The sequence below is a fragment of the Mesorhizobium sp. B2-7-2 genome, from assembly GCF_006440775.1.
Lineage (GTDB): Bacteria > Pseudomonadota > Alphaproteobacteria > Rhizobiales > Rhizobiaceae > Mesorhizobium.
The window spans coordinates 48,650-61,392 of record NZ_VFTZ01000020.1 but is presented as its reverse complement, the minus strand read 5'-3'; the positions used below and the strand labels follow the sequence as shown (position 1 = coordinate 61,392).

The window sequence follows — 12,743 nt, the reverse complement described above, 5'->3', positions numbered from 1 at the left end:
GTTCGGTTTGCCGCAGACAGGAGATATCGCGTGTCGGAAGAAATCGATAATCACCGGAGCCAACTGATCGAGCTCACTGCGGACATTGTGTCCGCCTACGTCGGCAACAACCCCGTACCTGTCGCGTCTCTCCCTGATCTCATCGAAAGCGTGAACTCGTCTCTCGCGAGAATCGGGCAGCCTGTCGAACTCGAGAAGCCGATCCAGACCCCCGCGGTTAATCCGAAGAGGTCGGTGTTCCCGGATTACATTGTTTGCCTTGAAGACGGGAAGAAGTTCAAATCGCTAAAGCGTCACCTTGGCGTCCACTATGGCCTTACGCCCGATGAATATCGCGAGAAGTGGGGGTTGAAGTCGGACTACCCAATGGTGGCGCCGAACTATGCAGCTCAACGGTCGGCTTTGGCGAAATCGAGTGGGCTCGGCCGGAAGGTGCCGGCAAAAGCGATGGCAAAGAACGCCCGTAAGCCCAACATCCCCCGGACTAAATCGTAAACGCTGCGACGCGCCAATATGGCGACGGGGGTCGAGGAACCCGCCGACCGCTCGCTACAGCGCTCGGTAGTGCGCGCTCGCGATCGGCTCGCCCGATAGGCCCTCGGCTAGAAAATTGTCAGTAAACCCGGATCGGACTGTCATGGCGGCGGAGATTTCGCGCCTCGTCACGGAGACAGCCCAGAGAAAACCTCATCGGTGGTGTTGACCAGGTGTTGACCAGACCGAAAACAGAAAGGGCCACCGCTTGGTGGCCCTTATCTAAGTGCTTAATTTCCTAGAGGAAACTGGAGCGGGTGAAGCGATTCGAACGCTCGACCCCAACCTTGGCAAGGTTGTGCTCTACCCCTGAGCTACACCCGCTCGCGCGGCCTTGGGCCGCAAGCCGCGCCTATATGGCCGAAGAGCGCGGCGATTGCAACAGGGAAATGACGGTCTTTTTTGGCGCGAATTCTTCCCGCGGCGACATTCACTTCAAAAGCATCGAAGCGGCGCCAAGCCGGACCGGTCGCAAATCCGCACGCGCCGCCGCCGCCCGCTTTGGCCGGAATGCGTCGGCGGCCTTGCCCCGACGGCACGGTTGGCCGTAAACGGCATGACCCATTTTTTGACCGCGCGAGGACCGATGCCGAAGACCGAAGCCGAGCTCAACGAATTTCTTGCCGATCTCGGCATTTCCGTCTCGACGGTCAGGCACCCGCCACTGTTCACGGTCGCCGATTCGCAAGGCCTGCGCGGCGAGATTCCCGGCGGCCACACCAAGAACCTGTTCCTCAAGGACAAGAAGGACAATTATTTCCTCGTCACCGTCGGCGAGGACGCCGTGGTCGACCTGAAGCAGATCCACCACCTGATCGGCGCCGCCGGCCGGGTGTCGTTCGGCAGGCCGGAAATGCTGATGGAGCTGCTCGGCGTCATCCCCGGAGCGGTCACCGTTTTCGGCCTGGTCAACGACACGGAAGGCAAGGTCAAGATCGTGCTCGACGAGGCCTTGATGAGCCACGACGTCATCAACGGCCATCCGCTGACCAATGAGGCGACGACCTCGATCACCGCCGCCGACCTGATCAGATTCGTCGAGGCAACCGGCCATGATCCTGTTATTCTGAAAGTCTCATGACCTTGAAAGTGCCCCTGCCTTGAAAGCCTTATTGCCTTGAAACTCGGGGGCTGATCGCCACATGGAAGGCGGTTTCCGAAATCCGACAATGACGCGCCGGGCGCCGACGCCTGAGAGCGTGACCGAAAGGGCGACAAGATGAGTGACGAAAATCCGTATAGCGGCGCGTTTGGTGGCAATGGCGGCCAGTATGCCCAGACGGTGCAATATGGCGGTGGCGGCGACCGCGCCAAAGTTTCGCTCGGCGACGCGCCGGCGGCGGCCGACCTGATCAAAGACACCACAACCGCGACTTTCGCAGCCGACGTCATCCAGGAATCGCGCCGCCAGCCGGTGCTGGTCGACTTCTGGGCGCCATGGTGCGGGCCTTGCAAGCAGCTGACGCCGCAGCTCGAAAAGGCGGTGAAGAACGCCGGCGGCAAGGTCAAGCTGGTCAAGATGAACATCGACGATCACCCCTCGATCGCCGGCCAGCTCGGCATCCAGTCGATTCCCGCGGTCATCGCCTTCAAGGACGGCCAGCCCATCGACGGGTTCATGGGCGCGGTTCCGGAAAGCCAGGTCGCCCAATTCATCGAGAAGGTCGGCGGCAAGGGCGGCGGCGCGCCGCAGATCGCCGACGCTCTTGCCGCGGCGGCCGAGGCGCGTACGGCCGGCGACGTCCAGACCGCGGCCGACATCTATGACGCGGTCCTCGAGCAGGCGCCGGAGACGATCGAGGCGGTCGCGGGTCTGGGCGAGATCCTGTTCGATGCCGGGGACGTTGAAGGCGCCGAGGCCGTGCTCGCCCGGGCGCCCGAGGACAAGAAGGACGCGCCGGCGCTGGCCGCGCTGCGCGCCAAGATGACGCTTGCCGCGGAAGCGGCCGCGCTCGGCAATCCGGCCGAGCTCGAACGCCGGCTCGCCGCCGATCCGGCCGACCATCAGGCACGCTTCGATCTGGCGATGATCCAGAACGCGCGCGGCGAGCGCGACGCTGCCGCCGACAATTTGCTGGCGATCGTCAAGGCCGACCGGACATGGAACGACGACGGCGCCAGGGCGCAGCTGTTGAAGCTGTTCGAAGCCTGGGGAATGACCGACGAGGCGACGCTCGCGGCACGCCGCAAGCTCTCGTCGCTGCTGTTCTCGTAGAACGGTTTCGGCAATTCACAGGGCCGGCGAACCGCTTTAAGTTCGGTTTGCGCAATTCTGGACGGAATGCTGCGGCGAAGTCGCCGGGCCAACTGCATAGTTTTCCCGGAATTGCCGTGAATTTTTGCCGGCTGTCGCGGCCGGCAGGCTTGCGCAGCGGGACGTCAGCGCCAGATAAGGGCGGGGCCGGATGCGGATCGTGACGAATTTGCCGGTGCGAGAGGAGATTGCAGCTTGATACGCTTGCCGGCGTTGCTTTGGGAGGGTTGCGGTGCGCGTCGGTAACGCACTTTACAGGCTTGCCAAGGATCTGCCGGCGGCAATCCCGGTTTTCCCGCTCGCCGGAGCGCTGCTTCTGCCGGGCGGCCGCATGCCGCTCAACGTTTTCGAGCCGCGCTATCTGCAGATGATCGACCTGGCGATGGCCGGCTCGCGGCTGATCGGCATGATCCAGCCCAGCCTCGACGGCGCATTGCGCGACGACGGCGAGCCTGAACTGTGCAGCGTCGGCTGCGCCGGGCGCATCATCTCGCTCGCCGAGACGGGCGACGGGCGCTATTTGATCTCGCTGCAGGGCGTGTGCCGGTTTCGCATTGTGCAGGAGCTCACGGCGAAGGCGCCGTTCCGGCAGTGCAAGATCGCGCCGTTTCTCGCCGACCTCGAGGAAGACCCGGCCGGCGCCGAGGTCGACCGGCCGGCGCTGCTCAAGGCTTTTCGCTCCTATCTGCAAGCCAACGACCTCGAGGCCGACTGGGAAAGCGTCAGCCGCGCCGAAAACGGCATGCTGGTCAACGCGCTGTCGATGATGGCGCCCTACGGGCCGGCCGAGAAGCAGGCGCTGCTGGAAGCGCCGGACCTGAAGACGCGCGCCGAAACGCTGATCGCCATCACCGAGATGACGCTGGCGCGCGAGGATGATGAGTTTGGCTCGAGTCTACAATAAGTGTATTGATATTCAGGCGAGCCCGGCCTGCGAACGGCAGCTTCCTGCGCTTCCGGTGCTCACGTACGTTAAGTACGCTCCGCTCCGGTTCTCGGAAGCCACCGTTCTCGACTCGGCCTGACCTGAATCTCAACACACTTAGACCGTGTAGTGGACAAGGGAAGAGTGCGATGGCGGCGGACGGACGGGACGGACGAAAAGCCACGGTCGACCCGAAGCTGCTGGAGCTGCTCGCCTGCCCGCTGACCAAGGGACCGCTGACCTGGGACCCCGAGCGCAACGAGCTGGTCTCGCGCGTGGCGAAGCTCGCCTATCCGGTGCGCGATGGCATCCCGATCATGCTGCCCTCCGAGGCGCGCACGATCTCGGCCGAGGACATGCTGACCCCGCCGCCGCCCCGGCTCGGCGGGCCGTCGTGAAGCAGGGCTTGCGCTGTCATGCGGCCTTCGAGATTGGCTGGACGTTCTTACGTCGTCATTCCAGGGCGAAGCAGGAGCGGAGCTCCGTCGCGGAGACCCTGGAATCCATGCCGTGATCTTGATCGAAGGGCGCAGCGGAGCAGAATTCTGCACCGGAGTGGCGCTCCGAGGTCACGGCATGGATCCTCGGGTCTGCGCGCGTCGCTTCGCTCCTTGCTCCGCCCGTGGATGACGAAGGCGCTTTTCGCCCCTGCTGCGTTCCCTGTTGTGCTGGAAATCGCTGCTACTGGAAATTCCGCCCTTTCGGCATGACCTGTTGCGCGGCACCCGACAGGGCCTCGATCTCCTGGCGGACCGGCTGGCCGTGGCTTGCGGCGGCTCCAACCGGCCGTTCGGCGGGATTATGCTCGATGACCGGCCGATTGGCGGACTCCAGCAGCACGCTCAGCCAGGACGTCAAATCTTCGATCCGGTCGGCGACGATGTGGATGACGTCCGATTCATGCTGCAGCTTACCGGTGACGCGGATGAAGCGCGCGCCCATGACCACCGGGCGGAAGCGGTCGAAGACGCGTGGCCAGATGATGACGTTGGCGATCGACTTTTCGTCTTCCAGCGTGAGGAAAATGGCATTGCCCTTGCCTGGACGCTGGCGCACCAGCACCAGCCCGGCGACGGAAACGTGGCGGCCGTCGCGCACAGACGGCAGGCGGGCGTTGGGGGTGACGCCGGCGCGATCCAGCCGCTCGCGCAAGAAGGCGACGGGATGCTCCTTCAGCGACAGGCCAAGCGAGCGGTAGTCGTGCACGACATGCTCGCCGAGCGGCATTTTCGGCAGTTTCGTTTCCGGCTCCAGCTCGCGCAGGCGAAGCGACGGCTGATCGAACAGCGGCAGTTTTTCGGCGGCGCTCTTGCCGTCAAGGGCGCGGACTTCCCAGAGCGCGGCACGGCGGTCGAGGCCGATCGAGCGGAAGGCGTCGGCTTCAGCCAATCTTTCGATCTCGCCGACATCGAGACCCGAGCGCAGCCAGACATCCCTGACTGAACGATAGCCGTCGCCGCGACGGGCAACGACTATATCCATGCGCTCTTCGGACAGGCCCTTGACCTGGCGGAAGCCGAGACGGACGGCGTGAGCCGTCTCGATGACGCCGCGCATCGAGGCGTGGCGCTCGAGGATGCGGGACGGATCCAAGGCGGTTTCCTCCAGCGTGCAGTCCCAAACGGAATGGTTGATGTCGACCTCGCGTATCTCGACGCCATGGTCGCGCGCATCGCGCACGAGCTGGGCCGGCTGGTAAAAACCCATCGGCTGGGAATTCAGGATCGCGGCGCAGAACACGTCCGGATAAAAGGTCTTGAACCAGCAGGAGGCGTAGACAAGAAGCGCGAAGGAGGCGGCGTGGCTTTCAGGAAAACCATATTCGCCAAAGCCTTCGATCTGCTTGAAGCAGCGCTCGGCGAACTCCCTGGGATAGCCCTTCTTGACCATCCCTTCGACCATTCGCGTTTCATAGTTGCCAATCGTGCCGGTGCGTTTGAAGGTCGCCATGGCACGGCGCAACTCGTCTGCCTCACCCGGCTTGAAGCCGCCGGCGACGATGGCGATCTTCATCGCCTGCTCCTGGAACAAAGGCACTCCAAGGGTCTTGCCGAGAATCTCCTCCAACTCAGGCTTGGGGTATTCGGCCTTCTCCTTGCCCTGCCGCCGGCGCAGATAGGGATGCACCATGTCGCCCTGGATCGGCCCGGGGCGCACGATCGCCACCTCGATGACGAGGTCATAGAAATTTGCCGGCTTGAGGCGCGGCAGCATCGACATCTGCGCACGCGACTCGATCTGGAAGACGCCGAGCGTATCGGCTCTTTGGATCATGGCGTAAACGCGCCTGTCCTCTTCGGGAAGGGTCGCGAGCACATAAGGCTGCCCAAACGGATCCCGCGCCCGCGGATAATGATCGGTGAGCAAGGTGAAGGCGCGCTTCAGGCAGGTCAGCATGCCGAGCGCCAGCACGTCCACCTTGAGGATCTTCACCGCGTCGAGATCGTCCTTGTCCCACTCGACCATCTTGCGCTCCTCCATCGCCGTCTTGACGATGGGCACGACCTCGTCGAGCCGGTCGCGGGTGATGACGAAGCCGCCGACATGCTGGGAAAGATGGCGGGGAAAGCCCATGATCTCGTTGGCGCGTTCCAGCACCTGACGCGACAGTGGGTCGGTGCGGTCAAGGCCGCCGGCATTGGCTTCCCTTTCGCCGAGCTCGGAGGTCGACCAGCCCCAGATGGTGCTGGACAGCGCGCTGCGGACATCCTCCGACAGGCCCATGGCCTTGGCCACCTCGCGCAGGGCCGAGCGGCCGCGATAGCTGATGACGGCGGCGGCCAAAGCGGTGCGCTTGGCGCTGTATTTCGTATAGATGTACTGAATGACCTCTTCGCGCCGTTCATGCTCGAAGTCGACGTCGATGTCGGGCGGCTCGTTGCGCTCCTCCGAGATGAAACGTTCGAACAAGGTGTCGATGCGCTCGGGTCCGACCTCGGTGATGCCGATGCAGAAGCAGATGATCGAATTGGCGGCCGAACCGCGGCCCTGGCAAAGGATGCCCTGGCTGCGGGCGAATTTAACGATGTCATGGACGGTGAGGAAGTAGCGGGCATAGTTCAGGCGCTCGATCAAAACGAGCTCGCTGTCGATGCGTTTCAGCACATCCTCGGGAACGCCGGCCGGATAGCGAACGGTGGCGCCTTCCCGCGCCAACCGTTCGAGCTCGGCCTGCGGTCCAAGCCCGGATTCGGTCGGCTCGTCCGGATAATTGTATTCGAGGTCGCTGAGCGAGAAGGCGAGCTCGTCGGCGAAGCGCAGCGTCTCGGCCAGCGCCTGCGGGTGACGGCGGAAGAGCCGCGCCATTTCCAGCGGCGGCTTCAGGTGGCGCTCGGCATTGGCGGTCAGCTCCAGCCCGACCTCGGAAACCGGGGTGTTGAGACGGATCGCGGTCAGCACGTCCTGCAGCGGGCGGCGATCGGCGGCATGGTAGAGCACGTCGTTGGTCGCCATCAGCGGGACGCGGGCATGCTCGGCTACGGCGGAAGCCTGCTCGATGCGGAAACGGTCGTTGCCGGCATAATCCGGCGCCACGGCCAGCCGGAGCGCCGCGCCGAAGCGATCCTTAAACCGGCTAATGAATGCCAAGCTGTCTTCCGCGCCTGCCGACAGATCGGGCAGGATCGCCAGCGACATCCGATCGCCCCATTCGAGCAGGTCGCTCAACTGGAGCAGCGTCGCGCCCTTCTCGTTCTCGTCGCGCAGATTGGCTTGCGTGAGCATGCGGCAGAGATGCCCCCAGCCCTGGCGGTCACGGGGATAAGCGAGGATGTCCGGCGTGCCGTCGCCAAACACCAGGCGGCAGCCCGGATGGTAGGCGAGCTTTTCCACCCTGGCCTGTTGCCAGGCGCGCACGACGCCGGCGACCGTGTTGCGATCGGCAAGGCCGATCGAGGCAAAACCGTAGAACTTCGCCGTCACCACCAGCTCCTCGGGTTTCGAAGCGCCGCGCAGGAAGGAGAAATTCGAGCTTATGCCGAACTCGGCATAGGGGATGACGGTCAGCGCATTCATGCGAACACCCCATGCATGAACCAGCGCGGCGGCGCGGCCTGCGGCGCGCTGCTGTAGAGGCCCTGGCGGTAGAGCCAGTAGCGGCGCCCCTCGCTGTCCTCGATGCGGTAATAGTCGCGGGTCGGCGCCTCTTCCTCGCCGGGCAGCTGGCGCCACCATTCGGCGGCGATGCGCTCCGGCCCTTCGGCGCGGGCGACACGGTAGAGCGCGCGCCGCCAGCGGAAATTCATCGGCGGTCCCTCCGGGATCTCGGTCGCCGGCACCTCGATCGGCTCGGGCGAGCGGAACAGGCGCACCGGCCGCTCCGGCGGGTAAACGGTCATCGGTGGCGCTGTTCGGGGCGGCGCCGTCCGTCCGGCCGCCGGCGCGCGTCCTTGCGGCGCTTCGGCGAAAGGCACGGTTTTGACGGCGCGTTCCGGCAGATGGCTTTCGACGACCACCGGCTTCAGCACGGCGGCTTCGCCGAGACGGGCGCGGACGCGGTCGGCAAAGAGCGCGATGTCGGCGTCGTCGTCGTCGGTCTCGCCGGTGAGGTCGCCCTGAACCAAGTCGAAGGCCGCGACCGACAGCACGGACAGCCGCACGAGGTCGAAGCCGAAGCCGGCGTCGATGCTCTGCTCCAGCGCGGTGAGCCGTTCGTGGAACAGTCTTTGGATCAGCCGTGGCTCGCGCATCGGGCGCGAGGTGCCGACGGCGATGCGGTTGACGGCGCCGTCGACGCGGAAGAGAAGCAGCGCCAGCGTCCTTGCGCCCTCGCCGCGACGTTCGAGATCGGTCTTCAAGGCGATCGCCAGCCGGCTCACGAGCCGCTCGATGTCGTCGGTGAGCACGACCGGCTCGGCAAGATGGCGCTCGACCGAGAGCGGCGCGACGGGGAGGCGCGGCGACACGGCCTCATCGAGGCGGCCGAGCGCCTGGTCGAGGCGCAGAAGCAAGGTAGCGCCGAAGCGGCGGGCGAGCGGTGCGCGGGGGGCTGCCATCACCGCGCCGGCGGTGCGCAGGCCCACACTTTCCAGGCTGGCGCGGGTCTCCGGCGCGATGCGCAGCGCCGACAAGGGCAGCGGCGAAAGCAGCGCCTCTTCCTCGCCGCCGGCCACGATGCGATCGCCATGGAAGCGCGCCGCCGCCCAGGCGGCGCCCGGCGTCGAGGCCAGCCCGGCGCGGACATCGAAGCCCTGCTGGAAGAAGCGGGCGAGGACCTCGTCCTGCATGGCGCGCTCGCCGCCGAACAGATGCGTGCAGCCGGTGACGTCGAGGAACAGACCGTCCTCGCCGTCGATCGCCACCAGCGGCGTGTAGCGGTCGCACCAGTCGGCAAGGCCTTCGAGCAGGCGGCGGTCGGCTTCCGGGTCTGCCTCGACCACATCGATCGAGGGATGCATGGCGCGCGCATCGGCGATGCCCATGCCGCGCTTCAATCTGAGCGCCTCAGCCCGCTCGTCGAGGGCTGCGATGCGCTGGGTGTTGTTGTCGCGATGGCTGATCACCAGCGGCGGCTGAGGCGACGGCAGGCGATGCGAGGGCCGGGAACGCCAGGACCGCCCCAGACGCTGGCGCAGGATCCGCTCCGCGGCCAGATGCGGGAACCACAGCGACAGAATTCTCTGTTCTTTCTGCAAAAGCGTGCTCATTGGGGTTCCACTCCAGTGTGAACTGTCCAGGCAGGGCCGTGCGGCTCTTGCCGATATCGACTTTGAAGGCGGGGCGGCCGATCGAGCCGGCGAGCGGCCCGGCGAGGGTCTCGCGGCTTGCCGCGGGCGCCGCCGAAACGATGAGGCGCACCGGAGCGGCGGTGGGATCGGCCTCGCCGGCCTGGCGCAGCAACAGCAGCGGGCGGCCGGCGCTCCGGGCCCGCGCATGCAGCCGGCGCGTGGCGGTGAGGTCGAGAAGCCGCGGACTGCCGCGGATCTCGAGGATGACCGCGGCAAAGGCCGTCATGCGGGCGGCCTCCTCGGCGATCCACAGCGCGTCGAGCAGCTTCGGCGCCTCGGAAAACAGCAATTGCCCCGGCTCGACGCCGAACAGGGCATGAAGGCCACTGGCATAGGGCATGCCGGCCTCGTGGAAGATTTCCGTCGTGCCGACCCAGAGGATCGGCAGACCCTGCTTTTCTCTGAGGACCAGACTTACGAGCGACAGCGCGAAGCCGGCAACGGCGCCGGCATCGCGGGTCTCCAGACCATGGATTTCGCTGAGCGCCGCCTTGGGCAGGCCGCCGCCGAGCGCGGCGTCGAGGCGATCGATGCCGGTGTGGAGGAAGGCGTCCGCCGAAGCCACGGCAAGGCCGCGCCGGACAATTGTCATGTCCGGCCCGGCGGCATCGTTGGATGTCTGGTTTTGCGCAATTCCGGACGGAAAACTGCTCCGCACTTTTCCTGGAATTGCTCCGGGCGCGCACCCCGAGGGCGCCTGCAGGCGCTCGGGCAGCGTTCCCTCGATCTTCGCGATCTGGCGGCGCAGGGCAAAAACAGTGTCCCGCGCCACGGCGCTCATCGCCATGACGTTCACTTCCAGCAGCAATTGTTCCTGTTATGTTCCTATAGATTCCAGAGGGGCCCGGAAGAGTCAAGCAGAGTCATAAGGAATTTATTCCTTCGTCTTTTACCCTGAAAGCGAACACCCCAGCCGGTCCATTTGCCTCAATCGGCGTGAAAGCCTATATGCCGGGATTAAAGGACATTTCATGGCCCGCATCTACAAGACCCGCACCTGGCATGACCAGCTCTCGCCGTCGATGGACGAGATGGAGCTTCTGGCGCTGGAGGCCTATGCTCATCTGCCGGACGAGTTCCGCAAGCTCACCGGCGAGATCATCATCCAGATCGCCGAGTTCCCGACCGACGAGATCATGGACGATCTGTCGCTGGAGACGCCCTTCGACCTGCTCGGCCTGTTCGAGGGGCGCGGCATCGCCGAGCGCTGGAATCCGCAGACCGGCGAAGGTCCCAACCGCATCACGCTCTACCGCCGCGCCATCCTCGACTACTGGGCCGAGAATGAAGAGACGATGGGCGACATCGTCACCCATGTGCTGATCCATGAGATCGGCCACCATTTCGGCCTGTCGGACGACGACATGGAGCGGATCGAGGAGGCGGCGGAGCAGGCGGCGGCGGGGTGAGAGCCACATCGCCATCCCAGGCACTCGTCATCCTAGGGCGGAGCAAGGAGCGAAGCGACGCGCGTAGACCCTAGGATACATGCCGTGACATGTGAACGTTGCAGCGGTTCAGACGTTGTTTTACCTTACGAGAGCATCCCAGAACGGGTTTTTATTCTCGATCGCAGCACTCTTCGGCAGACGTAACGGCATGGATCCTAGGGTCTGCGCTCCGCTTCGCGTCGCTCCGCCCTAGGATGACGAAGTCGGAGGGGCGCCGCCCTTTTACCAGTCGCTGAGCTTGGTGTCCGGGCCGTAGTCCTGGCCTTCGACATCCTTCACCACGGCCTGGCCGCAGCGCATCGACTTGGTTTTTTTGTCAAAGGCATAGGTCGGCGAGCCGAACAGGTGCCAGCCCTTGTTCAGGGCTGCCGTCACCTTGTGGCAGAAAGTCGAATCGTCCGGACCGGACAGAAAGCGGTAGAGTTTCATTTATCGAGCCTATCTTGAATACCGGTGCATCATGCGCCGATGATCGTGGCCTTCGCCAGAAGTTTCTCGGCTTCCGCCAGATGCAGCCGTTCGACCATGCGGCCGTCCATCGCAATCACGCCCTTGCCGGCATTCTCGGGCCGCGCGAACGCATCCTTGATCGCACGGGCCGCAGCCAGCCTCTCGGGCGACGGCGAAAAGGCGCGGTTCGCCGGCTCGATCTGGGCGGGGTGGATCAGAGACTTGCCGTCAAAGCCCATGGCGGCCCCGTCGGCGCATTCGCCGGCAAAAGCGTCGAGATCGCGAAAATCATTGGCGACGCCGTCGATGACGTCGAGGCCGCCGGCCCGCGCCGCGAGCACCAGCTGCATCAGCCACGGCATCAGATAGCGCCGATCGGGTGTCGCCAGGATGCCGGTCGCCTTCATCAGGTCATTCGTTCCGGTTACGAAACAAGCCAGCCTCGAAGCCGGATCGCGGCCGAGTTCGGCAATGGCGCCGATGTTGAGCAGCGCCCTGGGCGTCTCGACCATCGCCCATAGTTTCACGCTGTCCGGCGCGAAATTGTCGTCGAGCAGGTCGCCGGCCTCGAGGATATCGCGCGGCGTGGCGATCTTGGGCAGAAGAATGCCGTCGGGCTCGGCTTTGGCCACTGCCAGGAGGTCATGGGTGCCCCATTCGCTGGCCAAAGGATTGATGCGCACCACCATCTCGCAGCGTCGTTCGCGCCCGGCGAGAATGCCGGCGACCTTGTCGCGCGCGGCTTTTTTGCCGGCGGGCAGGACGGCATCCTCGAGATCGATGATGACGGCGTCGCAGGCCAAGGAGCCGATCTTGGCGAGCGCCTTGTCGTTCGAGGCGGGAATGTAGAGCACCGAACGGCGCGGGCGGTAGGGTTCTTGAGCCATGGCCGATCTATGCCGGGTGAGTTCAAGCGAAGCAAGTACGCAGGCTATCTGCCGAAATACCTGCGCTGCCCCTCATCGCCCTGCCGGGCACTTCTCCCCGTATAGTGACGGGAGAAGGGGCTGGCCGCAGCCTCGCCGCTCTCCTTGCAACGTTGACGATTGGCGAAATCGGCGGCGGGAGTGTTCCCCTCTCCCCGTCACTATACGGGGAGAGGATGCCGGCAGGCAGGTGAGGAGCAGCGCCAATATCTGGCGATTGCCTCTGCACCAAATCTGCAAATTCTTGCTGAAAAGCTCCGGGATTCCGCCGCGCGCTTTCCGCATGGGCCGGCGAAACCGGCGGCATGCGAACGCCTCATAAATCCCGCTGGTCGCTGCCGCGCCGGCTCCGCAACGAAGGCTGGTGGCTCGTCGAGCCGCAAAGGCCATGCCATGAGGCAGGCATCCTGCTTTTCGCCCCGAGGTCGCTCCGCATGGTGGGAGCGGACGTTCCGAGGACGGCCCGGCGATGACGCT

The 12,743-nt window shown here is 64.9% G+C and carries 11 protein-coding genes and 1 tRNA gene; 6 read left to right on the top strand and 6 right to left on the bottom strand.

Annotated features, from left to right (window positions below; all coding sequences use genetic code 11):
* Window positions 1-30 precede the first annotated feature (30 nt).
* Window positions 31-495, top strand: a complete 465-nt coding sequence (locus FJ425_RS23820) for a MucR family transcriptional regulator (protein WP_140726437.1) — start codon at window positions 31-33, stop codon at window positions 493-495.
* Window positions 496-783: 288 nt separating this feature from the next.
* On the opposite strand, the gene FJ425_RS23815 is transcribed toward FJ425_RS23820, so the two are convergent.
* A tRNA-Gly gene (locus FJ425_RS23815) sits at window positions 784-858 on the bottom strand.
* A gap of 262 nt (window positions 859-1,120) precedes the next feature.
* Here FJ425_RS23815 and FJ425_RS23810 point away from each other — a divergent pair.
* The 4 genes from FJ425_RS23810 (at window position 1,121) to FJ425_RS23795 (ending at window position 4,111) form a co-directional block, all read left to right on the top strand.
* On the top strand, window positions 1,121-1,615 hold the full coding sequence (locus FJ425_RS23810; RefSeq protein WP_140726434.1) for a prolyl-tRNA synthetase associated domain-containing protein: 495 nt from the start codon (window positions 1,121-1,123) through the stop codon (window positions 1,613-1,615).
* A gap of 138 nt (window positions 1,616-1,753) precedes the next feature.
* Entirely contained in the window at window positions 1,754-2,749 is a 996-nt protein-coding gene (gene trxA, locus FJ425_RS23805) for a thioredoxin (RefSeq protein WP_140726431.1), read from the top strand.
* A gap of 271 nt (window positions 2,750-3,020) precedes the next feature.
* Entirely contained in the window at window positions 3,021-3,692 is a 672-nt protein-coding gene (locus FJ425_RS23800; protein WP_140544699.1) for an LON peptidase substrate-binding domain-containing protein, read from the top strand.
* A gap of 170 nt (window positions 3,693-3,862) precedes the next feature.
* Window positions 3,863-4,111, top strand: a complete 249-nt coding sequence (locus FJ425_RS23795) for a Trm112 family protein (protein WP_140544697.1) — start codon at window positions 3,863-3,865, stop codon at window positions 4,109-4,111.
* Window positions 4,112-4,394: 283 nt separating this feature from the next.
* On the opposite strand, the gene FJ425_RS23790 is transcribed toward FJ425_RS23795, so the two are convergent.
* The 3 genes from FJ425_RS23790 to FJ425_RS32155 are packed head-to-tail and all read right to left on the bottom strand — an operon-like array spanning window position 4,395 to window position 10,226.
* Window positions 4,395-7,727: an error-prone DNA polymerase gene (locus FJ425_RS23790; RefSeq protein WP_140726429.1), complete on the bottom strand. Its 3,333-nt coding sequence runs from the start codon at window positions 7,725-7,727 to the stop codon at window positions 4,395-4,397.
* Entirely contained in the window at window positions 7,724-9,214 is a 1,491-nt protein-coding gene (locus FJ425_RS23785; protein ID WP_140726426.1) for a DUF6504 family protein, read from the bottom strand. The genes FJ425_RS23790 and FJ425_RS23785 overlap by 4 nt, the downstream gene beginning before the upstream one ends.
* Complete coding sequence (locus FJ425_RS32155; RefSeq protein ID WP_140726500.1) at window positions 9,156-10,226, bottom strand: hypothetical protein; 1,071 nt, start codon at window positions 10,224-10,226, stop codon at window positions 9,156-9,158. The genes FJ425_RS23785 and FJ425_RS32155 overlap by 59 nt, the downstream gene beginning before the upstream one ends.
* A gap of 184 nt (window positions 10,227-10,410) precedes the next feature.
* Between FJ425_RS32155 and FJ425_RS23775 the strand changes: the two genes are divergently transcribed.
* Window positions 10,411-10,848, top strand: coding sequence for a metallopeptidase family protein (locus FJ425_RS23775; RefSeq protein ID WP_095769832.1), 438 nt, complete (start codon window positions 10,411-10,413; stop codon window positions 10,846-10,848).
* Between the two features lie 264 nt (window positions 10,849-11,112).
* On the opposite strand, the gene FJ425_RS23770 is transcribed toward FJ425_RS23775, so the two are convergent.
* Window positions 11,113-11,319: a DUF1737 domain-containing protein gene (locus FJ425_RS23770; protein WP_140544689.1), complete on the bottom strand. Its 207-nt coding sequence runs from the start codon at window positions 11,317-11,319 to the stop codon at window positions 11,113-11,115.
* 29 nt (window positions 11,320-11,348) lie between these two features.
* The gene (locus FJ425_RS23765) at window positions 11,349-12,227 is read right to left on the bottom strand and encodes a CoA ester lyase (RefSeq protein ID WP_140636628.1); all 879 of its coding nucleotides are present in this window, start codon (window positions 12,225-12,227) and stop codon (window positions 11,349-11,351) included.
* Between the last annotated feature and the right edge of the window lie 516 nt (window positions 12,228-12,743).

Excerpts from the sequence above, each read along its gene's own strand:
- FJ425_RS23810 (WP_140726434.1), top strand. The coding sequence starts at position 1,121 with ATGCCGAAGACCGAAGCCGAGCTCAACGAATTTCTTGCCGATCTCGGC.
- FJ425_RS23795 (WP_140544697.1), top strand. The coding sequence starts at position 3,863 with ATGGCGGCGGACGGACGGGACGGACGAAAAGCCACGGTCGACCCGAAG.
- FJ425_RS32155 (WP_140726500.1), bottom strand. The coding sequence starts at position 10,226 with ATGGCGATGAGCGCCGTGGCGCGGGACACTGTTTTTGCCCTGCGCCGC.
- FJ425_RS23790 (WP_140726429.1), bottom strand. The coding sequence starts at position 7,727 with ATGAATGCGCTGACCGTCATCCCCTATGCCGAGTTCGGCATAAGCTCG.
- FJ425_RS23775 (WP_095769832.1), top strand. The coding sequence starts at position 10,411 with ATGGCCCGCATCTACAAGACCCGCACCTGGCATGACCAGCTCTCGCCG.
- trxA (WP_140726431.1), top strand. The coding sequence starts at position 1,754 with ATGAGTGACGAAAATCCGTATAGCGGCGCGTTTGGTGGCAATGGCGGC.
- FJ425_RS23770 (WP_140544689.1), bottom strand. The coding sequence starts at position 11,319 with ATGAAACTCTACCGCTTTCTGTCCGGTCCGGACGATTCGACTTTCTGC.
- FJ425_RS23765 (WP_140636628.1), bottom strand. The coding sequence starts at position 12,227 with ATGGCTCAAGAACCCTACCGCCCGCGCCGTTCGGTGCTCTACATTCCC.